Annotated in this window: 22 protein-coding genes; 9 read left to right on the top strand and 13 right to left on the bottom strand. The window is 65.2% G+C overall.

The features are described 5' to 3' along the window. Positions 1 to 307: 307 nt before the first annotated feature. Positions 308 to 691, bottom strand: a complete 384-nt coding sequence (locus CRO01_RS05040) for a DUF7522 family protein (protein ID WP_097007997.1) — start codon at positions 689 to 691, stop codon at positions 308 to 310. A gap of 280 nt (positions 692 to 971) precedes the next feature. On the opposite strand from CRO01_RS05040, the gene CRO01_RS05035 reads away from it, so the two are divergent. Next, positions 972 to 1,796, top strand: coding sequence for a hypothetical protein (locus tag CRO01_RS05035; RefSeq protein WP_097007996.1), 825 nt, complete (start codon positions 972 to 974; stop codon positions 1,794 to 1,796). Between the two features lie 35 nt (positions 1,797 to 1,831). Here CRO01_RS05035 and CRO01_RS05030 read toward each other — a convergent pair whose 3' ends face one another. Beyond that, a complete protein-coding gene (locus tag CRO01_RS05030; RefSeq protein ID WP_097007995.1) occupies positions 1,832 to 2,392 on the bottom strand; it encodes an NUDIX hydrolase in 561 nt (186 codons plus the stop codon). A 182-nt stretch (positions 2,393 to 2,574) separates the two neighbouring features. On the opposite strand from CRO01_RS05030, the gene CRO01_RS05025 reads away from it, so the two are divergent. From CRO01_RS05025 to CRO01_RS05000, 6 genes are all read left to right on the top strand, one after another. Then, positions 2,575 to 3,639 (top strand): pyridoxal-phosphate-dependent aminotransferase family protein, encoded by a 1,065-nt coding sequence (locus CRO01_RS05025; RefSeq protein ID WP_097007994.1) that lies wholly within the window; start codon positions 2,575 to 2,577, stop codon positions 3,637 to 3,639. Positions 3,640 to 3,723: 84 nt separating this feature from the next. Continuing rightward, the gene (locus CRO01_RS05020; protein ID WP_097007993.1) at positions 3,724 to 4,917 is read left to right on the top strand and encodes a redox-regulated ATPase YchF; all 1,194 of its coding nucleotides are present in this window, start codon (positions 3,724 to 3,726) and stop codon (positions 4,915 to 4,917) included. A gap of 49 nt (positions 4,918 to 4,966) precedes the next feature. Continuing rightward, on the top strand, positions 4,967 to 5,575 hold the full coding sequence (locus tag CRO01_RS05015; RefSeq protein ID WP_097007992.1) for a TMEM175 family protein: 609 nt from the start codon (positions 4,967 to 4,969) through the stop codon (positions 5,573 to 5,575). 139 nt (positions 5,576 to 5,714) lie between these two features. Then, a complete protein-coding gene (locus CRO01_RS05010) occupies positions 5,715 to 5,999 on the top strand; it encodes a translation initiation factor eIF-1A (protein ID WP_097007991.1) in 285 nt (94 codons plus the stop codon). Positions 6,000 to 6,128: 129 nt separating this feature from the next. After that, positions 6,129 to 7,076 (top strand): type IV pilin, encoded by a 948-nt coding sequence (locus tag CRO01_RS05005; protein WP_097007990.1) that lies wholly within the window; start codon positions 6,129 to 6,131, stop codon positions 7,074 to 7,076. A gap of 69 nt (positions 7,077 to 7,145) precedes the next feature. Beyond that, positions 7,146 to 7,880, top strand: coding sequence for a hypothetical protein (locus CRO01_RS05000; protein WP_097007989.1), 735 nt, complete (start codon positions 7,146 to 7,148; stop codon positions 7,878 to 7,880). 77 nt (positions 7,881 to 7,957) lie between these two features. Here CRO01_RS05000 and CRO01_RS04995 read toward each other — a convergent pair whose 3' ends face one another. Together CRO01_RS04995 and hpt are read right to left on the bottom strand one after the other, a co-directional pair. Beyond that, positions 7,958 to 9,334 (bottom strand): uracil-xanthine permease family protein, encoded by a 1,377-nt coding sequence (locus CRO01_RS04995; RefSeq protein WP_097007988.1) that lies wholly within the window; start codon positions 9,332 to 9,334, stop codon positions 7,958 to 7,960. Positions 9,335 to 9,550: 216 nt separating this feature from the next. Further along, on the bottom strand, positions 9,551 to 10,099 hold the full coding sequence (hpt, locus tag CRO01_RS04990) for a hypoxanthine/guanine phosphoribosyltransferase (protein WP_097007987.1): 549 nt from the start codon (positions 10,097 to 10,099) through the stop codon (positions 9,551 to 9,553). Between the two features lie 143 nt (positions 10,100 to 10,242). On the opposite strand from hpt, the gene CRO01_RS04985 reads away from it, so the two are divergent. Next, on the top strand, positions 10,243 to 10,857 hold the full coding sequence (locus CRO01_RS04985; protein WP_097007986.1) for a class I SAM-dependent methyltransferase: 615 nt from the start codon (positions 10,243 to 10,245) through the stop codon (positions 10,855 to 10,857). An 83-nt stretch (positions 10,858 to 10,940) separates the two neighbouring features. Here the strand turns inward: CRO01_RS04985 and CRO01_RS04980 are convergent, their stop codons facing one another. The 8 genes from CRO01_RS04980 to CRO01_RS04945 form a co-directional block, all read right to left on the bottom strand. Further along, positions 10,941 to 11,984, bottom strand: a complete 1,044-nt coding sequence (locus tag CRO01_RS04980) for an amino acid ABC transporter permease (RefSeq protein WP_097007985.1) — start codon at positions 11,982 to 11,984, stop codon at positions 10,941 to 10,943. Then, positions 11,981 to 12,712, bottom strand: coding sequence for an amino acid ABC transporter ATP-binding protein (locus CRO01_RS04975; protein ID WP_097007984.1), 732 nt, complete (start codon positions 12,710 to 12,712; stop codon positions 11,981 to 11,983). The genes CRO01_RS04980 and CRO01_RS04975 overlap by 4 nt, the downstream gene beginning before the upstream one ends. Then, on the bottom strand, positions 12,709 to 13,425 hold the full coding sequence (locus CRO01_RS04970; RefSeq protein WP_097007983.1) for an amino acid ABC transporter permease: 717 nt from the start codon (positions 13,423 to 13,425) through the stop codon (positions 12,709 to 12,711). Before CRO01_RS04970 ends, CRO01_RS04975 begins: the two co-directional genes overlap by 4 nt. A 4-nt stretch (positions 13,426 to 13,429) precedes the next feature. Then, positions 13,430 to 14,209: a basic amino acid ABC transporter substrate-binding protein gene (locus CRO01_RS04965; protein WP_097007982.1), complete on the bottom strand. Its 780-nt coding sequence runs from the start codon at positions 14,207 to 14,209 to the stop codon at positions 13,430 to 13,432. 265 nt (positions 14,210 to 14,474) lie between these two features. Next, positions 14,475 to 15,854, bottom strand: coding sequence for an FAD-dependent oxidoreductase (locus tag CRO01_RS04960; protein ID WP_097007981.1), 1,380 nt, complete (start codon positions 15,852 to 15,854; stop codon positions 14,475 to 14,477). Positions 15,855 to 15,991: 137 nt separating this feature from the next. Beyond that, positions 15,992 to 17,689, bottom strand: coding sequence for a pentapeptide repeat-containing protein (locus CRO01_RS04955; RefSeq protein ID WP_097007980.1), 1,698 nt, complete (start codon positions 17,687 to 17,689; stop codon positions 15,992 to 15,994). 68 nt (positions 17,690 to 17,757) lie between these two features. After that, positions 17,758 to 18,189, bottom strand: coding sequence for a TM2 domain-containing protein (locus CRO01_RS04950; protein WP_097007979.1), 432 nt, complete (start codon positions 18,187 to 18,189; stop codon positions 17,758 to 17,760). A gap of 51 nt (positions 18,190 to 18,240) precedes the next feature. Next, complete coding sequence (locus CRO01_RS04945) at positions 18,241 to 18,687, bottom strand: DUF2085 domain-containing protein (protein WP_097007978.1); 447 nt, start codon at positions 18,685 to 18,687, stop codon at positions 18,241 to 18,243. Between the two features lie 156 nt (positions 18,688 to 18,843). On the opposite strand from CRO01_RS04945, the gene CRO01_RS04940 reads away from it, so the two are divergent. Beyond that, on the top strand, positions 18,844 to 19,599 hold the full coding sequence (locus tag CRO01_RS04940; RefSeq protein ID WP_097007977.1) for an aldo/keto reductase: 756 nt from the start codon (positions 18,844 to 18,846) through the stop codon (positions 19,597 to 19,599). A 6-nt stretch (positions 19,600 to 19,605) separates the two neighbouring features. Here CRO01_RS04940 and CRO01_RS04935 read toward each other — a convergent pair whose 3' ends face one another. Then, positions 19,606 to 21,885, bottom strand: coding sequence for a heavy metal translocating P-type ATPase (locus CRO01_RS04935; protein ID WP_245838503.1), 2,280 nt, complete (start codon positions 21,883 to 21,885; stop codon positions 19,606 to 19,608). Between the last annotated feature and the right edge of the window lie 32 nt (positions 21,886 to 21,917).

Raw genomic sequence — 21,917 nt, 5'->3', positions numbered from 1 at the left:
ACCACGCTGTACCCGACTAGCGCAAATCCCTCCGACCCCACTAACTTCTCGCGGCGCTCACCTTCGAGCGCCGCGTGTATTCTAACGGAGGCGGGATTTGAAGCAGGGAGCAGCTTGCTGCGACCGTGGTTCAAATCCCTCCGACCCCACTGTATTTTGTCGCGAGCTACTTCGCGAGCGACAAATCCGTCACGCCGGGAGGTTTGAGCCCAGAGGTCGAGCGAAGCGACGTCCTCGCGGTTCATACTCCCTCCGACCCCACTTCCTCAGTTACGTTCCAAACTCACAGCAGCGCGCCAGCAGGTGATCAGTCACTGCGATGCTCACGCAACACCCCCCGCACCGCTGTTGCGAGTTCTTCGAACTCGTCCATGTGAATCTTGTCGGTCGTCACGTAGACGCCGCGATCGCCGACGATGACGCGCGTGACGTACCCCCGGTCGAACGCCCGGATCGTGAACTCGTAAGCGCCCAGTTCGGAGTCACCGTAGGTCTGCTGGGACGTAAATCCGAGGCGCTCGTTGGCGACGAACCGATCCAGTTCGGCGTCGCGTTCGAGGTCGCTCCGGATGTAGACCTGCTCGTAGTCCTCGACCGTGAAGTAGGTGATACTCCGCATCGAGTCTCCGATCGTCGTCCGGCAGGCGCTGACGAGTTCGTCGGCCAGTGCATCGTCGCTAGACGCTCCCATGTGTTCGTCTAGCGAGGCCTCCGAACTTGAACGTTGCAACGGCACGGAACAGGGAGGTTGACGCCGTGCCGGCTGGGACGAACTTATCATGAAACTAACTGGAAACAGTTATATGACGACGTGACGTATTTCCGGTATGAAGCGCGCCCTCAAGGTCCTGCTCGTACTGTTCGCAATCGTCGCCCTCTGGAAGTTTGTCTCGACCGACGCCGAGGTCGAGTACGACGACGCATAGATCGCCGAGCGAATCACTTACCCTTCTTCCCGCCGACCGTCGAGTATGTACGGCGTGGTGACGCGCAACGAGCAAGAGCTGTCGTGGCCGGAGTTCGACCGGGCGTTCTACGAAGTCAAAGATGTCACCGGTCGAGCGACCGAGCCGGTCTCGGAGGCGGTCAACATGATCTCCTGTTTCGGCGACAACGCGGCCGTCGAGGCCCGGCCCGAACTCGCGCCGGTAAGCGAGGACGGCACCGCAGCGACCCAAGAGCAACCGTACTTCGATTGGGGGTACGTCTGTCCGAACCGCGACGAGTACCGCACCGGCGTGCTGGAGATGGTCGAGGACGCCGCCGCGGCGAACGAGGACGTGCGACTCGACGACATCGGCTTCCCGCGGCCCGAGTACTGTCACTGCGATATCTGCGAGGAGCGCTTTGCCGCCAGCGAGTACGACGACTGGCAGGCTTGGCGCGCCGACGTGATCAGCGAGTTCGTCGCCGAGGCGGCCGATCGCATCCCCGGCAAGACGTACCTGACGCTCCATCCCGATCCCTATCCGGGCCATCTCTACGAGCGCTCGGGTATCGACATCGAGGCGATCGAACCCCACGTCGACGAGTTCGTCGTTCCCCTGTACGACATGGCCTACTCGACGACCTACTGGATCGAGACGATCGCGAGCGGCTTCGAGTCGCTGCTCGACACGCCCTTCAGCGTCGAACTGTACGCCGTCGACGTCGACATCGACGACCTGCTCCACGCCGCCGAAGTCGCCGATGCGTACGGCGAATCAGTGTTCTTTGGCTACGACGCCAGCAACGCTCGGGCGGCGCTGCGGCGCCTGACCGCGTCGTCGAACGACGGCGTCAGCCACGGCGGGTAGACTGGGCGGCTGGGGCGTCGCTGCCGAGCACCCGCTCAGGCCGAGAGCGCCTGCTCTCGCCACGTCAAAATCTCGTCGCGGTCGCGCGTGTCCGCTGGCAATTCGGCGAACCACCGCGCCGCCGAAATCTCGTCGTCGGGGTCGGAGACGCTCGGCGTCGTCGTCTCCGCACGGCCGGCAAACACCGGGAGCACGCCCCGCATCGTGGCGTCGTCGGCGACGACGCGAACGTCTGTCAGCATCGCCAGCCCGTCGTAGCTCACTTCGACGCCCGCCTCTTCGGCGACTTCGCGCTCGGCGGCCTCGCGGAACGACTCGTCCGCCCGGACGCCGCCGCCGGGTAGCACCCACAGATCGACCGTCTCGTGGCGGACTAACAGCAGCTCACCGGAGGGGCGGTAGACGATCGTGTGGGCGCCGTAAGGCGTTCCGTTGGCCTGAATGCGCTCCGCGAGCGTCCGGAAGCGCGGCCGACTGACCCGGCGCGTGCGCTCGAACTCCAGATACTCGTCGTACTCGCTGGCCAGCCGGTGTCGCGCCTGCTCGGCGCGCTGTTCGGCTTCGTTGGCGAGGTACCAGAGCTCGTCGAACGTCATCGGCGGCCGCGAACCGGGCGTCGTCGGTCGGGCGGAGTGACTGGGCGGAGGGAGAGCGGGGTACGTATCATACGAAAAACTACGTCCGACCGGCAGGAGTATCCTTCGAAAGTGGCGACCGCTGCTGGCGCGGCCGACCGCAGTCGAGTGCTTTTATGCTCGCCGGGGACGCCCACCCTCGCATGGACGACGACCGACTGTTGATGACGCCCGGCCCCACTGCCGTTCCGGCTCCCGTCCGCGATCGGATGAGCCAGCCGGCCCGGAACCCCGATGTCGAACCGGAGTTCGTCGAGTTCTACCGCGATCTGACCGACAAGCTCGGCGCGATCTACGGCGCCGACGACATCGCCGTGCTTGGCGGCGAGGGCATCCTCGGACTTGAGGCCGCCGTCGCCTCGCTCGTCGAGGAGGGCGATCGCGTGCTCTGTATCTCCAACGGCCTGTACGGCGACGGCTTCGCCGACTTCGTCGAGGACTACGGCGGCGAGGCCGTCGTCTGTAGCGCGCCCTCGACGGGGCCGATCGACGTCGACGCCGTCGCCGACCACCTCGACGGCGGGACGTTCGACGTTGCCACGATGGTCCACTGCGAGACGCCGACGGGAACGCTCAACGACCTCGGTCCGGTGCTCGACCTGCTCGACGACCACGGCGTTCTCAGCGTGGTCGACGCCGTCTCCTCGCTCGGCGGGACGCCGGTCCCCACCGAGCAGATCGACATCTGTATCGGCGCCACTCAGAAGTGCTTCAGCGCGCCGCCGGGGCTGGCGGTGCTGTCGATCTCCGACGCCGCGTGGGACGCCATCGAGGCGACCGAAACGCGGTCGTACTACGCCGACCTGACGCCTTGGAAGGCGGCCGCCGACGATGAGTGGTTCCCCTACACGATGCCGGTGTCGAATCTGCAGGCGCTCGACGCCGCGGTCGATCTGCTGCTCGAAGAGGGGCTCGACGCCGTCTTCGATCGCCACGATGCCGCCGCCGAGCTGTGCCGAGAGCGCGGCAGCGAGCTTGGCCTTTCGCTGTACCCCGACGCCGATATCGCCTCGCCGACAGTAACTGCGTTCCACGTCGAGGGGCGAGCACAGACGCTTCAGCGACGACTGCGCGAGGAACACGGCGTCGTGCTGTCGACCGGGCTGGGCGATCTGGAAGACGACGTGCTTCGCGTCGGCCACATGGGCCACAACGCCCGCCGGAACCGCGTCGAGCGGACGATGGAGGCGCTCGGCCGGGTGCTCTGAGCGCCCGGCTCTCTGCCCCGTCACGGCATACCGAAGCGCCGACGGAGAGAAATCCGTATACGCCGGGACCAACCAGTGAAAGCAATGAGTTACCGGATCGGACTCGTCGGCAAGCCCTCCGTGGGCAAGTCGACCTTCTTCAACGCGGCGACGATGAACGACGTGCCAGAAGGCGCCTATCCCTTCACGACGATCGACCCGAGCGTCGGCGAGGCCTACGTGCGCGTCGAGTGTGCGGCCCCCGAATTCGACGAGACCTGTACGCCAAACACCGGCTACTGCGACGACGGCGTCCGCTTCGTCCCGACCAAGCTCGTCGACGTTGCCGGGCTGATCCCCGGCGCCCACGAGGGTGCGGGGCTGGGTAACCAGTTCCTGACGGATCTCAACGAGACCGACGTGCTGGTCCACGTCGTCGACTTCTCGGGGAAGACCGACATCGAGGGCGAGCCGACCGAGGATCACGACCCGCGCGACGACATCGACTTCCTCGAAACCGAACTCGACCAGTGGTACCTCGACGTGCTCGACAAAGGCATCGAGCGCTACCGGAGCGGCCACGTCACCGAAGACGACGACATCGAGGAGGAACTCGCCGAGCAGATGAGCGCGTTCCGCATCATCGAAGACGAGATCAAGCGGCTGATCCGCCGGACCGATGTCGGCTTCGACCCCGACGCGTGGGACGACGAGGACAAGATCGATCTCGCCCGGGAGATCCGCAAGGAGACCAAGCCGCTGGTGATCGCGGCCAATAAGATGGACATGCCCGAAGCACAGGACAACTGGGACGAGATCACCGACGATCCCGAGTACGACCATCTCACGTTCGTCCCCGCCAGCGCTCACGCCGAGAAGGCGCTCAAGTCCGCTGACGAGGGCGGCGTCGTCGACTACCGTCCCGGCGACGGCGAGTTCGAGATCGTCGGCGACATCTCCGAGGAGCAAGAAGCCGGCCTCGAACAGATCCGCGAGTTCGTCGACGAGTACGGCTCGACCGGCGTCCAAGACGCCCTAGAGGCCGCGCTGTTCGACGTGCTCGGCGTCACGCCGGTGTTCCCCGGGGGCGCGAACGGACTGGGCAACGAGCGGGGCGAGGTGCTTCCCGACTGCTATCTACTCCCGCCGAACTCGACCGCCGAGGACTTCGCGTACAGCCTCCACTCGGACATCGGCGAGGGCTTTCTGCACGCCATCGACTGCCGGTCGAACCGCCAGCGCGGCGCGGGCTACGAACTCGACGACCGGGACGTGCTCGAAGTCGTAACGACGAACTAACGCAGAGCGGGTCAATCCTATTTTTACGTCGCCGTGGACAGTCGACGTGATGGCCGCCACTGACGAAACCGACCGGCTCGTTGCGCTCAGCGACGGCGTCTTCGCCATTGCGATCACGCTGCTGGTGCTCGACATCCCGCTTCCGGAGGCCGGCGGCGGAGGATCGGCGGAACTTCTCGGCTCGTTCGTCCGCGAGCAGGGGATCGACGTGTTCGCGTACGTCCTGAGCTTTCTCGTTATCGGTCTCTACTGGGTGTTACACCGGAACACGTTCGTCCACATCCGGCGTCACGATAGGCGGCTGCTGTGGCTCAACTTGCTATTTTTGCTCGCGGTCTCGTTTCTGCCCTATCCCACGTCGGTTCTAACCGCCTTTCCGAACGAGTTCGGCGTTATCTTCTACGCGGCGTCTCAGACGGTCGCCGGTGCGACGCTCGTGGCTGTTTGGGTCTACGCGTCCCGGCAGGAACTGTTCGCCGAGGGAATAAGATCGCACGCCGTCCGCGTGCGAGTTGCACGGTTTGCGGTCTCGCCGCTCGTGTTTGTGATCTCGATTCCGATCGGGCTGTTCGATCCTCGGCTGGGAATCCTGTGCTGGCTCGCCCTGTTGCCGCTGAACGGCTACCTTCAGTCGCGGTTCGTCTGGAACGACGACTGACGGTCTCCCCCTCACGCGGCCTCTCCGTCCGTGTACGCTGGCATGATACGGACCCCTGTCGAAAACCATCCGATACGCGTCTGCGGTGTGGTATCGTCTCGTACCAATGACTTAAACCTGCGAAGCCCCTAGTTAGGTTGTGAGTGAAGAAAGCGGGCGTCGGAACCTCCGAATGCCCAACGACGACGAGCTGTTTGCGGTCGTAACCGAACACAACGGCGGCAACCACGTGCGCGTTCGCTGTGAGGACGGCAAAGAGCGAATGGGCCGGATCCCCGGCCGTATGAAGTACCGTACGTGGATCGAGCAAGACGACATCGTGGTCGTCGAACCGTGGGACTGGCAGGACGAGAAGGCCAACATCGAGTGGCGCTACACCAGCCAAGACGCCGACCAGCTCCGCCGCGAAGGTCACATCGACTAAGCGAATTTCTGACTAGCGTCTTCCCCAGCGTGTCGGTCGCGTAGTGATATCTGTGTCTGCGGAGCCTGTTGTTGTCCGTCACGACCGCTCGGGAAAGGTACAACCGATGTGAGTCCATATGGACCGGCCATGCGCGAGGTCATCCGTCTTCGAGCGGCCGGGCGCAAGCGTGCGCTCTCGCCCGTGATCGGCGTCGGACTCCTCATCGCTATCGTCGTCACGCTGGCGGCGGTCACCATGTTCATGGTGGGTGGGCTCACCGACCAATCCGGACCCGCACCGCAGGCCACACTCGATCTGCAGACGGAGGGCGACGGCCCCGCTCACGTCATTGTCCATCAGGGCGGCGACACGCTCGGCGAGCGCGACGGACGCCTCGTCGTCCGCGGTGTCGCCAACCCCGAGGCGCTCGCCACTGTGGAACTGAGTGCAGACGACTCCGTCAGCGTCTATCCCGTCGACGAGAACGTCGCTATCGTCTGGTTCGCCGAGGACGGGGACGAGAGCCACGTTCTGGCGTCGTTCGACGCCGATCCCGTCCCCGCATCGCCCGACGAGGGCTGCGCGTGGGTCGAGTCCAGAGCCGGCGGCGATCTCACTATCGACGGTATCACGGTCGCGTGCGATGTCGAGACGAGCGGCACGATCACGGTCAAACAGGGCGGGACAGTGCTCGGTGATATCGACGGCGGCGATATCGATTTCGACAATGCGAACATCTACGGCTCGGTCGACGCCAGCAAGGGCGTCGATGTCTCGAACACGAGCGTCGACGGTTCGATCGACGCCGACGGTGACGTAGATATCGATGCGGGATCGACGGTTAGCGCCGCGGTCTCGGGAGCCAACGTCGATCTCTCGAAAGCCACCGTCGAAGGGGCGCTCGTCGCCGACAACCAGATCGCCGCGTCCAACGGCGTCGTCGAGGACGATATAGCCGCCAGTGGCAACGTCGACCTCGATTCGAGCACCGTCGGCGGGCACGCGTTCGTCGGCAGCGACTTCGACTGCAGCAATTCGACCGTCGACGGCGACCAATGCGCCGACTACTCCCCGCGGAACTACGACGAGTACTGAGACAGACCGCCACTTTTGCACGGCCGACGAGTCGTACTGATTAAACCGTCCGGGAGCGTCCGTCCGCACGTGACTGACTGGCCAGACGTAGACGTTGCCGACGCCGATGCGGTGGCCGAACAACGCGACGAGGTCGTCGCCGCAGTGACCGACCACGCCGGACGCGTCGCCTATCAACTCGCCCGGTTGCAGGGCGGCGACTACGGACAACAGACATTCACCACCGAGCGCGGGGAGTGGACAGTCAAGTACGAGGCCGGCGACCTAGAGTACCTCCGCTTCGACCCCAACTCTGGCTCGGAGACGTACGTCGTCTCGACGAAACAACCCCCAGAGCCCGAGCCGCTGGCGACGGCGCTGGCCGACTACGAGGCCTTCGTCGCCGCGTTCAACGCACACGTCGACTCGCTCGACGGCGTCCTCGACGACGTGTCGACCGACTTTCCCAGCGTCGAGCCGACCGACGGCGTCGTCGCCCAGCGCGACCGCGTGCTCGGGCGCATCCGCGAGATCTGCGACGTGATCGCCGGCGAGCTACAGCGCTACGAGGGCGGAGACTACGGCACCTTTGCGACCCGGATCGAGGGGACGCGCTGGGAACTCAAGTGGGATCAAGACGGCACCTCGTACCTACGCGCTGGCGGCTCTGGCGGCGTCTACGTCCTCTCGCAGTACGAGCCGCCATCGGCCGCCGACATCCGCGAGTACGCCCCGGCCTTTTCTGGATTCGTCGCGGCGTACAACGACCACGTCGAGGAGTTAGAGTCCGACCTCCGGACGGTGTCGGTCGACGGTACGAACTGAGCGGCGACAGTTCTCGCAGTCGAGTGACGGAGAGAAAAAGCGACCGTGTCCTGCGGAGTTGAGTGTGAGACGCGGCGTCAGTCGTCTGTCGGCGTCTCGACCGTCGGCGTCCCGGCGGACTGGTCTTCGGAGTCGGCGTCGAACAGCGGGCTGTTCTCGCCGGGAACGATCGTGTTGAGCACCAACGCCGTCAGCGCGGTCATGATTACCGGTTCGCTGAAGAACGTCTCAGCCGCGCCGGGCAGTTCCGCAAGCGCCTCGGGACGGGTCGTCACGCCGAGGCCGAGTCCGAGCGAGGCGGCGACGATGACCATGTTCCGTCGATCGAGATCGGTGTGGAGCATGATCAGCCGGAAGCCGCTGGCGGCGACCATCCCGGCCATCAGCAGCACGGCGCCGCCGAAGACCGCCTGTGGGATCGTCGTGACCGCGGCGCCGACCTTCGGGCTGAGGCCCAGCACGACCAGCATGCCACCTGCGATCCCGACGACGTGGCGGCTCATCACGCCGGTGAAGTTGATGATGCCGGCGTTCTGCGAGAACGACGTGACGGGGAAAGCGCCGAACATCGAGCCGAGCGAGCTCAGGAGACCGTCGGTGAACAGGCCTCCGCGGAACTCATCGTCGGTCGGGTTGCGCCCCTCAGCGGCGGTGACACTCGACATGTCGCCGACGGTCTCCATCGCGGAGACCAGAAACAGGAACGCGAACGTGACGATCGGAACCGGCTCGAAAGAGAGGCTGAACTTCCCGGGTTGGGGAAGCGCGACCCACGCGGCCGCGGATACCGCGCTGAAGTCGACGTACCCCAGCGCGACGGCAGTGCCGTAGCCGACGGTGATTCCAGCGAGAATGCTCAGGAGCCGCGCGACGCCGTCGGCGAACAGGTTGAGAACGAGTGCGACGCCGAGCACGAGCGCGGCGAGGCCGAGGTTGTAGGGTGCGCCGTAGTCACTGGCACCGACGCCGCCGGCGGCGTAGTCGATCGCTACGGGGATCAGATACAGGCCGATGATGACGACGACAAGTCCCGTCACCAGCGGCGGGAAGAACGGCTTGATGCGCTTGAACTGCCAGCCGATCAGTCCTTCGACGGTGAATCCGGTCACCAGAATCGCGCCGAGCACGGCGCCGAGGCCGTAGTCGACGCCGATCGTCGTCGCTGCGCCGACGAACGTGAAACTCGTTCCCATCACGATCGGGAGCTTGGCCCCAACCGGACCGGCGGTGTACGCCTGCACGACCGTCGCCAGCCCCGAGAACAGGAGCACCATCTGAACGATGTAGGCCACGTCGACGCCGCCGACCGCGCCGCCGACGATGTACGCCACCGCCGTCGCCGGGACGATCATCACTGCGACGTGTTGCAGTCCCAGCAGGATCGACTTGGGCAACGGCGGCCGCTCGTCGAGTTCGTATTCGAGCTCGATCTCCCCGTCTGTCTCTGTCGCCATCTTGCTCCCAACCTGCGGGGCGGGTTCAATAATAGTTTCGTGTTCGAGCGCATATCTCGCCGTCGATGGGATAGAATATACACGCTCGTGGATAGTGGGGTGGTAACGCGACGCCCGCTTCGAGTTTTGAACGCACGCCGTCGGGTTCAGCGTCGGCTTCGCGTCGACATCGTCGTCCGAGAAATATCGTCCTCTACTCTGGGGCGCTGGCTCGTCTCAGTGGATCGTAACCTCGCCGTCCTCGACGGTGATGTCGACGAGGCTGGTCGCCTCGTAGTCAGTGTCGTCGAGCGCGGAGCCGCCGACCTTGCGGATCACGACGACGATGTCCGCGATCTCGGCGCCGATGTCGTCGAGCGCGCCCGTGACGGCCGCCAGCGTCCCGCCGGTCGAGAGCAGGTCGTCGACGATCAGCACGCGGTCGCCCTCTTCCACGTCGTTGATGTACATCTCTGACTCGGAGTAGCCGGTCGTCTGGTGGAGCGCAACCTCGCCGTCGAGGCCGTACTTGCGCTTACGGATGACCACCAGCGGGATGTCGGTCTGCAGGGAGAGCGCGGTTGCGATGTGAATACCCATCGCCTCCGGCGCGACGATCTTGTCGACGCCCTCCAGATCCGCGGCCTGCATGACGCCGACGACGACCTCACGGAGCAGTTCGGGGTCGAGCATCGGGACGCCGTTGCTGATCGGGTGGACCAGATACTCGTAATCGCCTTTGTCGACGATCGGCGCTTCGTGGAGCGACTGCTGTAACCGTTCCATACACCCCGTTTCCGAGAGTACAGGAAAAGCCGTTCGTTCTCGGGCGGACGCCAGCGCTCGGGCCCACCAGATCTCGGCCGAACGTGGCCCGCCGTGACGTCGACATCCGAGCACCTATACACCTCGGCGCGCTCGTGACGGTAGTGGATCCTTCTGACAATCGTCGCTTCTGGGCCGAGCGCAGCGGGGAGTACTCGCCCGACTACTACGCCCACCGCGGCCCGGACGAGACGAGCGAGGCGATCCGCGCCGCGCTCGACGGCGTCGTCGCGCCGAGCGACCCGATTCTCGAACTCGGCTGTAGCGCCGGCCGACATCTCGCGCACCTCCACGACCACGGCTTCGAGTCCCTCCACGGCCTCGACATCAACGAGGACGCCTTCGACGTGATGGCCGAAACCTACCCCGACCTCGCCGACGCCGGGACCTTCCACGTCGGCGCCATCGAGGAGGTCGTCGAGGAGTTCGACACCGATCAGTTCGCCGCCGTCTTCTCCGTCGAAACGCTCCAACACGTCCATCCCGACGCGACCGACGCCTTCGCCGAGGTGGCCCGAATCGCGTCGGACCGGATCCTCACCGTCGAAAACGAGGGCGACCATCGGGAGGGCGACCCCGACGTGAACTACGTCCGCGAGGAGCTGCCGCTGTACTACCGGGACTGGGACTCCGTGTTCGGCGACCTCGGCTTCGAGCAGATTTCTGCCGAGCCAACCAAACGAGACACGCTGCGGACCTTTCGGCCGCGCGAGCGTTGACGGTACGATTTGGTGCGCGAGCGTTGTCCAGCGGCGTCACGGCGCGGCGGAACGGCCACGCAGGAACGGCGTCGCCGAACCGATCACTCCCGATCGGTCGACTGGCCGACGCCCGGAACCGCGACGACCGATTCGACCTTGTTCATCGCCAGCGCGGTCGTCAGCACCAACGCGAGATAGAACACTGCAACGATCACGTAGGCGTCGGTAAAGCGGAACGTATCGGAGCCGATGTCCTGCGCGCGGCGGAACAGTTCGGGCACCGTGATGAACGCGGCCAGCGAGGAGTACTTGATCAGGTAGACGAACTCGTTGGTCCAGCCGGGGATCGCAAAGCGAAGCCCCTGTGGCAGGATAACGTGGCGGATGCTCTGGAGCTTCGAGAGCCCGACCGACCGGGCCGCGGTCATCTGGCCGTCGTCGACAGACTGCAGCGCCGACCGGATGTACTCGGACTGGTAGGCCGAGGAGTTGATCGTAAACCCGATGATGGCGACGAAGATCGCGGCCCGCGGAACGGCGCCGTTGCCGACGATCCCGATTTCGCTGATATCGTTTGCCAGCCCGAGGCCGAAGTAGAGCAAAAACAGCTGCGCGAGCAGCGGCGTCCCCCGGATCAGCTCCGTGTAGACGAGCGAAAGGCTCCTGAGGATGAATCCGCCGTAGATCCGCGCGACCGACAGCGGGACGGCGATCACCAGTCCGAACAGCATCGACAGGATCGTCAGGTACGCAGTGATGAACGCACCGGCGGCCAGTTGCGGCGCCATCGTCGTGGCGAAGCCCGCAACGTTGAGCAGCCACGCGAGCCACTCGATCAGGAAGCTCGCGGGGCCGAGCGACGCCGCGAACTCTCCGACAGCTGCGCCGGCTGTCTCGAACGGCCCGGCAGGAATCCACGGTTCGCGCAGGCGGACGGGCACCTCCGACCGGATCAAGTCCGGCAGTCCGATTGCCGTGAACAGCCGGTCCACCCACGAGTTGTGGTACGCCCAGCGAGTCAACAGCCACGCCCAGAAGGCGACGCCGACGCCACCGACGATCAGTCGACGCCGGCCAGGAAGCTCGCCGACCGTCGATCCGCGGGCTTCCTCCGGCGCCGTGGACGACTCCTCTGTGGCTGTCATCGTACGTCGGTGAGGTCGCCGAGGAACGCCCGCGTGCGTTCGTGTTCGGGGTTCTCGAACAGCTGTTCGGGCGGGCCGCGTTCGACGATCTGGCCGTCGTCGAGGACGGTCAGCGTCGAAGCGACCGAGCGGGCGAAGTCCATCTCGTGGGTGACACACAGCATCGTCATCCCTTCCTCGGCCAGATCGTGCATCACGTCGAGCACCTCGCCGATCAGTTCGGGGTCGAGCGCGCTCGTCGGCTCGTCGAACAGGAGCAGCTCCGGTTCCATGGCGAGCGCGCGGGCGATGCCGACGCGCTGTTGCTGGCCACCCGACAACTCGGCCGGGTACGAGTCGGCCTGATCGGCCAGTCCGACCCGTTCGAGGTAGTCTTCCGCGACTCGGGTGGCCTCCTCGTGGGACTTGCCCAGCACTTCTTCGAGCCCGAGCGTGATGTTGCCCCGCGCGGTGCGGTGGGCGAACAGGTTGAAGTCCTGAAACACCATGCCGACGCGACGCCGAAGATCGTTCTGGTCGAGGTCGTGGATCTCCTCGCCGTCGAGGTAGATCTCCCCGTCGTCGATCTCGGTGAGCCGGTTGACACACCGCAGCATCGTCGACTTGCCCGAGCCGCTCGGGCCGACGATCACTTCGACGTCTTGGCGCTCCATCTCGAAGCTAACGTCGCGCAGTACTCGCTCTTCGCCGTACGATTTGTCGACGTGGTCGACGCGTAACAGACTCATTTCGTTCCTCCGGGGACGGCATAGCGCCGTTCTACGTAGTCGAGTGCCCGATTCGTCGTGAACGTGAGCACGAAGTAGACCGCGCTAATTGCGAGGATAACTTCCATCACAGCGGTGCCCTGTCCGGGCTGGAGATAGAGGTTCTCGGCGCGGGTCAACAGCTCGGCCAGTCCGATCGCGATCGCGACGCTGGTGTCTTTGAGCACGATCGTGAACTCGTTCTGGAAGCCGGGGATCGAGCGCCGCACCGCCTGTGGAAACACGACGTGACGGATCGCCTGCCGCCGCGTCAGTCCGACCGACCGAGCGGCCTCCATCTGGCCCTCACTGAGCGATTGGATCGCTCCGCGAAACACCTGTCCTTGATACGCGGCGCTGCGCAACCCGAGTGCGAGCGTCGCCGCGAGAAACACTTCCAACTGGATGTCCAACACTGGTAGCGTCCCGAGCTGTGGAATCGGTAGCCCAAAGTGGACGAGCACCATCAGCACGACGATCGGCGTCCCGCGCAATACGACGCCAGCGGTGCTGACAGCCGACTTGAGCCTGCCGCTCCCGTACACTTCGATCGCGCCGGCCGGGAAGCCGGCCAGAAACCCGAGCGCGAGACTGGTCGCTGTCAGCGAAATCGTGACGGCGGTGCCCAACAGCAGGTATCGCCAGTTCGAGAGCACGAACTGCCAGTCGCCGGCCTGCAACGCGATCGGGTCCATCGCTCTATTCGAACCACTCGGTGACGAGGTCGTCGTACGTGCCGTCCTCCTCGATCTCCGCGAGCGCGTCGTTGATGTCTTGGATGCGGTCGTCGTCCTGTCGCATCCCGAAGCCGAAGGACTCGCCCGTCTCGATGATAAAGGCGACCTCGACGGCGCGGCTGTCGGCGAAGTTCTGCGCCACGGGCACGTCGACGACGATGGCGTCGACGTTGCCGTTTTCGAGGTCTTGGGCCGCCAGCGTGTAGTTGTCGTACTGCCGGACGTTCTCGGCATCGAGGACGCCCTCTTCGACGAGGCGCTCGACCTCACCTTCGCCGGTCGTCCCGCTCTGGGCACCGACGATCGCGCCCGAGAGGTCTGACTCCGACTCGGGGCTGAAATCGCGCTCGGAGCTGACCAGCACCGACTGGTTCGACTCGTAGTAGGGGTCGGTAAAGGCGATCTGTTGCTGGCGCTTGTCGGTGATCGTCATCCCGGCAGCGATGAGGTCGATATTATCCTCATTGAGCGAGGGAATCAGCGATTTGAAGTCGATGTCGGTCCAGTCGCCGACTTCGTAGCCGGCTCGGCTGATCGCCTCCTCTGCGAGATCGATGTCGAAACCGACGAGCTCGCCGCCTTGGGTGAACTCGAACGGTGCGAAGCCGGAGTTCGTCCCCGGAACGATCACGTCGTCGCTGCCGCCGTTACCGCCGAGACAGCCGGCCACGGCCGTCGACGCTCCGGCGGCGCCGACGGTCGTGAGATACGCCCGGCGGTCCATACTGAATTCTCTGGCCATACCCGCTTCGACGCGTGAAACGGGTTTCAACGTTTCGACGTAGGATCGGAATTAGTGAGTGATATTCCGGATATATCTAATTTCTTTGAATGTGTGTTTTCATCCTACCCAAATAGGTAAAAGATACCTGAGTATAACTGTTAGTTTAGATAGCTGGAAAAGCGTGTATTATCGGTTCCTAGGACTGTGACGCCTCGTGGCGTATCGAACGCCGGCGGCGCACCGACTACTCGGTGCCGCCGACCGTCTCGTGTGTCCGTACCGTTCAGTCTTCGGCCGGAATCGGGTCGGGCTCTTCCGCTTCGTCGTCGGCGTGCGGGAAGTTCCCGATCGTCTCGCTGCGGAACGCCTCCTCGTCGAACTCGTGGTCGTCCTCGAAGAACTCCAAGAGTTGCTGGGTGTCCCGCATGGCGTTTTTGACACACGTCGACGCGCCCGGCGAGGGCGTGATGTTGAAGATGATTCCGTCGCCGGTGATCTTGGCCTCGCCCATGTCCAGCGATTTGGCCTCGGTATCGACGATCTGGGGCCGGACGCCACCGTAGCCCTTGGCGCGGTCGATGTCGTCGAGTTCGGCCGTCGGCACGACCTTCTGCACGTCGGGCAGGAACGCTCGCTTGCCGACCACGGGGAGGTCGTAGATCAGGTTCTTGACGACGTAGGGGAACAGGATGCGGTCGGCGAGGATGTTGGCGTAGCTCAGGAACGAGTCGATGTTCATCCCGAACACGTCCGCGAAGTCCCCGACCGTCGAGATGCGGCCCCGTTCCAGCGTCGGGACGAGCTTTGCGGTCGGACCAAAGCGGGTCACGTCGCCGTCGTGCACGTCGGCGTCGCCGTGGACCGCGGCGAAGGGTAGCTTCTTCATCTGAAGGGTGTAGACCTTGCCGTTGAGCATGTCTCCGCCGAGGAAGAAGCTCCCCGCGACCGGCAGGAGCGACTTGTTCTCGCCGTAGCCCATCTCCTTGGCGATCTGGAGGCTGTGGGAGCCCGCCGCGACGACGGCCACGTCGGACTCGAACTTGGCGCCGCCGGTGTCGACGACGAAGCCGTCGTCAGTCTCGTCGATGTCGGTGACTTCGGTGCCGACGAACACGTCGACGCCGGCTTCCTCGCGGGCGTCCTCGACGAACGACTTGGCGGTCTGGCCGTAGTCGACGACGTAGCCGTCGGGCGTCTGCAGGGCCAGCATCTCGGTGCTCGGGTCTCGGCCCTCGACGACCTTCGGTTCGAGTTCCGCGATCTCCTCGCGGCCGATGTCCCGAAGCTTGGGATAGAGGTCGCCGAAGCCTTCGTCGTAGTAGCGTTCTTCGAGGCTCTCGACCTCCTCGTCGCCGACGGCGAGGACCATCTTGCTGCGCTTGCTGTGCATCTCGCGGTCGGGGTCGACGTTTTCGAGATACCCCGCCAGCATCTCGGCGCCCTCCTTGACTTCCTCGGCCTTTTCGAGCGTGTAGTTGGTCTCGATGTCGCCGAAGTGCAACGTCTGGGAGTTGTTGGTGCTGTGGGAGTTGATCGCGGCGATCTCCTCTTCTTTCTCCAGTAGCGCGATCCGCTCGACGTCCGTGAACTTCGCTACTGTGTAGAGCAGTGCAGCCCCGCTGATGCCGCCGCCGACGATGACTAGGTCGTATTTTTCTGTCATTAACTGACACCTGGTTGGTACGGTCGGTCCTGCTTCGTCGATTGGGTTTCAGCTACTTTTGTATCCCGATGTTCGGACGATAGCTCCGACCGGCCGAGACGCGTCGAGCGGGCCGCTCGGGCGCTCGCAGGAGTCGGCTACCGTGCGGCTCGCCGGCCGAACACGAACACGAGCAGCGCGACCGTAATCGCGCCCAGCGATGTCTGGACGGACATGAGCACGCGAGCGATCCCGATCGGCTGGTAATCGCCCATCCCGAGCGTCGTGAACGTCAGTGTACTGAAGTAGACGCTGTCGAAGAACAGCCGCGGATCGTCGGCGATGGTCGCGTACGTGACCGCCGCACCCGCGTTCGGCACCAGCCCGCCGAGCGGGTACAGGAGCGCGAACCCCACGATGATCGTCAGCCCCGTGGCGATGATTCGCCACGGGCTCTCGCCGTAGAGCAGCGTCCACCGCGACAGCTCCGCTCGGAGCCACTGGAACAGCTTCACCGTCCGAAACAGCGCATTTCGTGTGCCTTCGGTGAGTCGACCGCGCGTCGACGGCGCCCCGGCGGCATCGCCGCCTGCACTGTGCCCGCCGGCATCGCCGTCCGCACTGTGCCCGCCGGTATCGCTGTCCGCACTCGCGTGGTCGAGTCCGCGCGACAGCTCGTCGCGGTGGGCCCGCCGGTGGATGTCCTGTCGATTGACGAAACACAGCGACTGCAACGCCGGTCGGGACGCCGCTCTGGCGACTTCGCCGATCGACCGGTACGTGCTCTTGGCCCGGTTGCGCTGGTCGGCGGTGTCCTCCCCGACCGTCTCGCCGTCGTAGCTCGGATCGTAGGCACACCGGGGCTTGTGCCAGAACCGGACCAGCCCGCCGAGCGAGAACCGGGCTGCGCCCGGCGGGCCGAGAAATCGCGTGTCGTCATCGATGCGTGAGTCGGTCAGGACTGCACCGTACAGCCGCGCGCCCCGCAGGTCCGTTCCGAACAGTTTGGCCTGTATCAGCCCGCTGGCTTCTAGGTTCACGTCCCGGAGCGTGGCGTCGGTGAAATTGGCGTTCGTGAGATCGAGCTCCTGTAGCTCGTGGACGCCGTCGTCGAGCGGCCGAAACTCCGCGTCGTTGAACCGCACCGTCTCGTCGATCGTCGCCTTCCAAAACGTCGCTTTCCCCGCGAACGTGGCGTACTTGAGGTTCAGATCCGCCTCGAACGCCGCGCGGTAGAAGTCGGCCTCGCCCTCGAAGGTGACGCCGCCGGATCGTACCTCCTCCTCGAAGCGGGTGTGATCGAACGCGGCGTCCTCGCGGAACGTGACGCCGTTGAACCGCGTGTCGCCCTCGAACGTCGCGCCCGAAAAGTTGGCCCGCCCCGTAATCGTCGCGCCGGTGAAGAAGGCACCGCGGGCGAATCGCGCGCCCTCGAACGCCACGCCGCCGTCGAACGTCGCGTGCGAGAGGTAGATCGGCGCCTCGTCGTCGGCGTCACCGACGACGCCGCCCTCAGGCCATCGTAGCTCACCGAACTCGGCGTCGACAAACTCGGTCCGACGGCGGTCGGCGAGGTCGGTGTCGGAATCGGTGTCGCCGCCGACCGCCGCGGCGAACGCCTCGGCGACTTCGGCATCGCGCTTCGTCTCGATCGGCGCGTGAAAGAGACACAGCTCTGCACCCCCATCTCGGCTGACTTCGGCGTCCGGCGCTTCGGACCGGCGCTCGCGCGCGTCGTGCGGGCAGTGCCACACGCCGTCGTCGTCGAGACTGCCGTCCGGAACGTCTCGGTCTCGATAGGCGTCGTCTTCGACCACTCGGATCGAGTGGCTACAGGTCCCGCCGCTGACGGTCATTGCCTGACGGTTGCGTCGTCTCTACTTGAAGCTATCCGAGTTATCGAAACGCCGCTCATTCCCGGTTGTTATCTCCCGAGCAGGCTTCCGTCGGCATACTTGTCCTCGTATTCGGCGTCGTCGGCGACCAGCATGAGGATCCCCTCGACGATCCCGAGGAGCGCAGGGATCCCCGTCCAGAAGAAACACAGGTAGATGACGCCGAGTTTCACGTTCCCTTGGTAGAACTTGTGCGCGCCCAGTCCACCGAGCAGGAGCGCCAGTACGCCCGCCGCGATCTTATCCGAGTCAGACGACCCGGTTCCGGGTTGGCGAACGCCACAGTGCGGACATATTTCTGCTCGCCTATTGATCAGCTCACCGCACTCGACGCAGTACTTTTCGTCGTCCGGTCGCTCCCGGTGGCCGCCATCGATGGACGTGGATTGATTGACCCCACAGTCGGGACACACCTCCGCGTCGTCGTCGATTTGGGAACCGCAGTTGATACAGTGTTTCATTGTTCGCTTCTCGGCTTCTTTCCGTATCTCACTTAAGCATATGGTTGTGTCTCACTCATTCGTCGTAGATATCGACAACAACGCCGCTGCCGTGAGCCCGTAGGCGATGCCGATGCCGAGGACGCGGACGTTTGCTCCGAGAACCAGCGCAGCCAGTCCGAGCCCGTAGCCACAACCGAGCAACGCGCCCGTAGCCGTCCGGACGAAATTGTGCCCGTCGGACTCGCGGAACGTGGTGAGCGTCCAGTCGACGAGTGCCGGCAGGGGCAAGATCGCGGCCAGCAGAACCGCGGTGCCGCGCCAAGGCCCGAGTACGTATCCCAACATCCCGACGACGATCCCGGGATAGATTCCGAGACAGCGCGCACAGACGTGGATCCGGCGACCGCGAAGCTCCGGAGAATAACACCGATGGTACTCTGCGGGCCGGTGGTGGCTGAGCAGGTACCGTCGTGTCCTGCGAAGACCACGCCGTAACTCGGCCGTATCCACCTCCATGCGATGTGGACGGCAGTCAGCGGGCATGAATCTACTGGACAGGGAGAGAGTTGTGACGCGATGCTACCTGCCGGCAGAGAAGCGTGCCAGCAACGACGCCGTTGCATCCCGTGGCGAGTACGCAAGTTCCATTAGCGCACACTCAGTGGACGTGGTATGGATATCCCGAAACTGGGTCTGGGAACGATGGGTATCGACGACCCCGCGACGATCGAGACGGCGATCGAGATGGGCTATCGACATCTCGACACCGCACAGATCTACGATAACGAGGCCGCTGTCGGCGACGGCATCGACCGAGCCGGGGTCGACCGCGACGACCTCGTCGTGGCGACGAAGCTCTGGATCGATCAACTCGACCGCGTTCGCGAGAGCACCGAAGAGAGCCTCGACCGCCTCGGACTGGATCGCGTGGACGTGCTGTACGTCCACCGGCCGAAAGGTGAGTATGATCCCGAGGCCACCCTCGCGGCGCTCGACGAGTTGCGCGAGGACGGAATCGCCGACGCCGTCGCGGTCAGCAACTTCGAGGTCGGCGACCTCGACCGGTTCCGGGACGTGCTCGGCCGGGCGCCCGCCGCCAACCAGATCGAGTATCACCCGCTGTTCCAGCCCGCCGATCGGCTGGCCGACGCCCGCGACCACGACTACCCGCTGGTTGCGTACTCCCCGCTGGCCGGCGGCGAAGCCCGAGATGTCGACGCCGTCGTCGAGGTCGCCGACCGTCACGGCGTCACGCCCGAGCAGGCGAGTCTGGCGTGGCTCTTGGAGAAGGGCATCCATCCGATCCCGAAGGCGTCGAGCCGCGAACATCTCGAAGCGAACCGGGCGGCGCTGGACATCGACCTCGATGCCGACGATGTCGAAGCGATCGACGGCATCGAGCGAGAGAACGAACTGTACCCCGAGTAGCGCCGATCACTCGCCGTCGGCCTGCACCCGCGAGAGCCGCATCGCGTTGCCCGTGACGCCGACGGTCATGCCGGCGTCGCCGGCGAGGACGGCGAGCCAGATCGGCACGTAGCCGAACGGCACCGCCAGCGCGAGGCCGGCTTTGACCAGCAGGCTCGCGCCGATGTTCTGCCGGATGACGCTGTTGGCGTCGCCGGCGAGTGCGTAGAGATACGGCAGCTTCGAGAGGTCGTCGCCCATCAGCGCGATGTCGGCCGTTTCGAGCGCCGTGTCGGTGCCCGCGGCGCCCATCGCCACGCCGACGGTCGCCGTCGCCATCGCGGGGGCGTCGTTGATACCGTCGCCGACCATCGCCACGCCGTCCTCGAACTCGTCGACGAGATCCTCGACTTCTTCGACTTTCTCGTCGGGCAGGAGTTCGGCGCGGTGCTCGTCGACGCCGACCTCCGCCGCGATCGCACTCGCGGTCCGCTCGTTGTCGCCGGTGAGCATCACCGTTCGCTCGACGCCGCGCTCTTTCAGTCGCTCGACGGTCCGTTTCGCTTCGGGCCGGACCTCGTCGGCGACGGCGATGAGCCCTTCCAGTTCGTCTTCGGTCCCGACCAGCACGACCGTCTTGCCCTCGGACTGCAGTTTCGGGACGGTCTCGGAGAGCAGGTCCAGACAGCCGGCGCGCTCGCACAGCTGCTGGCTCGTCTGCGTGACGACGCCGCCGTCGGTCGTCGCGTGGACGTGGGACAGATCGAAGCCGAGATCGTCGAACAGCCCCGGCTTGCCGGCGTAGTGCGGCGTCCCGTCGAGGTCCGCGCGGACGCCTTTCCCGGTGATACTCTCGAACGCCTCGACCTCCCGGTCGGCAACGTCGGCGGCGTCGGCCCGGCCGACGATGGCCTCGCCGATGGGGTGTTCGCTCCGCGTCTCCAGCCCGCGCGCGCACCGAAGCACGTCGTCCTCGGTGTTCCCGTTGAGCGGGACGACATCGGTCACGCTGAGTTCGCCCTTCGTGAGCGTCCCCGTCTTGTCGAAGGCGACGGCGTCGACGCTCCCCATCGATTCGAGGTGGTTCCCGCCCTTGATCAGCACGCCGTTTTTGGCGGCGCTCGTGACGCCGGAGACGACCGACACCGGCGTCGAGATGACGAAGGCGCAGGGACACGCCAGCACGAGCAGGGTCAGCCCGTTGACGACCGCGTCGGGCCACGTCGTCCCGAGGACGAACGGCCCGCCGACGGTCACGAGGATCGCAAAGACGACGACTGCGGGCGTGTAGTAGGCTGCGAAGCGCTCGACGAACTGCTCGCGCTCGGTCTTGTTCGACTGGGCGTCCTCGATCATCTCGACGATGCGCGAGAGCGTGTTGTCGCCCGCCGCCGAGGTCACCTCTACTTCGAGATACCCCTGCTCGTTGATCGTGCCCGCGTACACCTCGTCGCCGGTCGTCTTGTCGACCGGGATGCTCTCGCCGGTGATCGGCGACTGGTTGACGGCGCTGTCGCCGTCGACGACCTCGCCGTCCATCGGGATCTTCTCGCCGGGCCTGACGACGACGATATCGCCCACGGCGACGGCGTCGACCGGGACGGTTTCGGTGCTCTCGCCGCGCTTGACCGTCGCCTCGTTGGGCGAGAGGTCCATCAGTTCCTGTAGCGAGTCTCTGGCCCGGTCCATCGAGGCGCGTTCGAGGAGCTCGGCGAAACTAAACAGCGTCGCCAGCGTCGCGGCCTCGAAGTACAGCGCCTCGCCGAAGGCCAGACTCGCTGCCAGCGCGCCCCCGATGGCGACCGTCATCAGGAAGTCGATGTCGAGATTCAGGCTTTTGGCCGAGTAGTAGCCGTTCCGGGCGATCTCTTGGCCGCCGACGGCGACGGCGACCAGAAAGAGCGCGTCGGCGACGAACAGCGGCTCTCCGAGGGCGCTCGCGAACTGTGCGTTCATCCCGGTCGCGACGAACTCCAAGCCCAGCCCCAGCGCGAGAAAGACGGCGCTGATGGCGGTCTTGATCGCCCGGGAACTGCGCCAGACGCCCGCGGCCGGCTCGTCGTGGCCGTTGCCGTTCTCGTCCCGTTCGGACGATTCGTCGCTCTCGGTGTCGGTCACGTCGTAGCCCGCCCCTTCGATCGCCCCGATGACGCTGGACTCGTTCGTCTGCTCGGCGTTGTAGGTCACGACGACGCGACCGGTCGTCGGCTGTGTCTCGTAAGTGTCGATGCCGTCGACGCCGTCGAGTCCGCTCTCGACTTTCCCGGCACACGACGCACAGTCCATATCCGGGACCGAGAGTCTCATCTGCGTCTCATCGCTCTCAGCAGTGGCGGAGC

Origin of the sequence: Natronoarchaeum philippinense (genome assembly GCF_900215575.1) — an archaeon.
GTDB lineage: Archaea > Halobacteriota > Halobacteria > Halobacteriales > Natronoarchaeaceae > Natronoarchaeum > Natronoarchaeum philippinense.
Note: the sequence above shows the minus strand (reverse complement) of the source record. Positions and strands in the feature narration are given on the sequence as shown.

Excerpts from the sequence above, each read along its gene's own strand:
- hpt (WP_097007987.1), bottom strand. The coding sequence starts at position 10,099 with ATGGAACGGTTACAGCAGTCGCTCCACGAAGCGCCGATCGTCGACAAA.
- CRO01_RS04950 (WP_097007979.1), bottom strand. The coding sequence starts at position 18,189 with ATGAAACACTGTATCAACTGCGGTTCCCAAATCGACGACGACGCGGAG.
- CRO01_RS04955 (WP_097007980.1), bottom strand. The coding sequence starts at position 17,689 with ATGACCGTCAGCGGCGGGACCTGTAGCCACTCGATCCGAGTGGTCGAA.
- CRO01_RS04965 (WP_097007982.1), bottom strand. The coding sequence starts at position 14,209 with ATGGCCAGAGAATTCAGTATGGACCGCCGGGCGTATCTCACGACCGTC.
- CRO01_RS05030 (WP_097007995.1), bottom strand. The coding sequence starts at position 2,392 with ATGACGTTCGACGAGCTCTGGTACCTCGCCAACGAAGCCGAACAGCGC.
- CRO01_RS04960 (WP_097007981.1), bottom strand. The coding sequence starts at position 15,854 with ATGACAGAAAAATACGACCTAGTCATCGTCGGCGGCGGCATCAGCGGG.
- CRO01_RS05035 (WP_097007996.1), top strand. The coding sequence starts at position 972 with ATGTACGGCGTGGTGACGCGCAACGAGCAAGAGCTGTCGTGGCCGGAG.
- CRO01_RS05015 (WP_097007992.1), top strand. The coding sequence starts at position 4,967 with ATGGCCGCCACTGACGAAACCGACCGGCTCGTTGCGCTCAGCGACGGC.
- CRO01_RS04945 (WP_097007978.1), bottom strand. The coding sequence starts at position 18,687 with ATGGAGGTGGATACGGCCGAGTTACGGCGTGGTCTTCGCAGGACACGA.
- CRO01_RS05020 (WP_097007993.1), top strand. The coding sequence starts at position 3,724 with ATGAGTTACCGGATCGGACTCGTCGGCAAGCCCTCCGTGGGCAAGTCG.
- CRO01_RS04975 (WP_097007984.1), bottom strand. The coding sequence starts at position 12,712 with ATGAGTCTGTTACGCGTCGACCACGTCGACAAATCGTACGGCGAAGAG.
- CRO01_RS04935 (WP_245838503.1), bottom strand. The coding sequence starts at position 21,885 with ATGAGACTCTCGGTCCCGGATATGGACTGTGCGTCGTGTGCCGGGAAA.
- CRO01_RS05005 (WP_097007990.1), top strand. The coding sequence starts at position 6,129 with ATGCGCGAGGTCATCCGTCTTCGAGCGGCCGGGCGCAAGCGTGCGCTC.
- CRO01_RS05025 (WP_097007994.1), top strand. The coding sequence starts at position 2,575 with ATGGACGACGACCGACTGTTGATGACGCCCGGCCCCACTGCCGTTCCG.
- CRO01_RS04980 (WP_097007985.1), bottom strand. The coding sequence starts at position 11,984 with ATGACAGCCACAGAGGAGTCGTCCACGGCGCCGGAGGAAGCCCGCGGA.
- CRO01_RS04940 (WP_097007977.1), top strand. The coding sequence starts at position 18,844 with ATGGATATCCCGAAACTGGGTCTGGGAACGATGGGTATCGACGACCCC.
- CRO01_RS05040 (WP_097007997.1), bottom strand. The coding sequence starts at position 691 with ATGGGAGCGTCTAGCGACGATGCACTGGCCGACGAACTCGTCAGCGCC.
- CRO01_RS04970 (WP_097007983.1), bottom strand. The coding sequence starts at position 13,425 with ATGGACCCGATCGCGTTGCAGGCCGGCGACTGGCAGTTCGTGCTCTCG.
- CRO01_RS04995 (WP_097007988.1), bottom strand. The coding sequence starts at position 9,334 with ATGGCGACAGAGACAGACGGGGAGATCGAGCTCGAATACGAACTCGAC.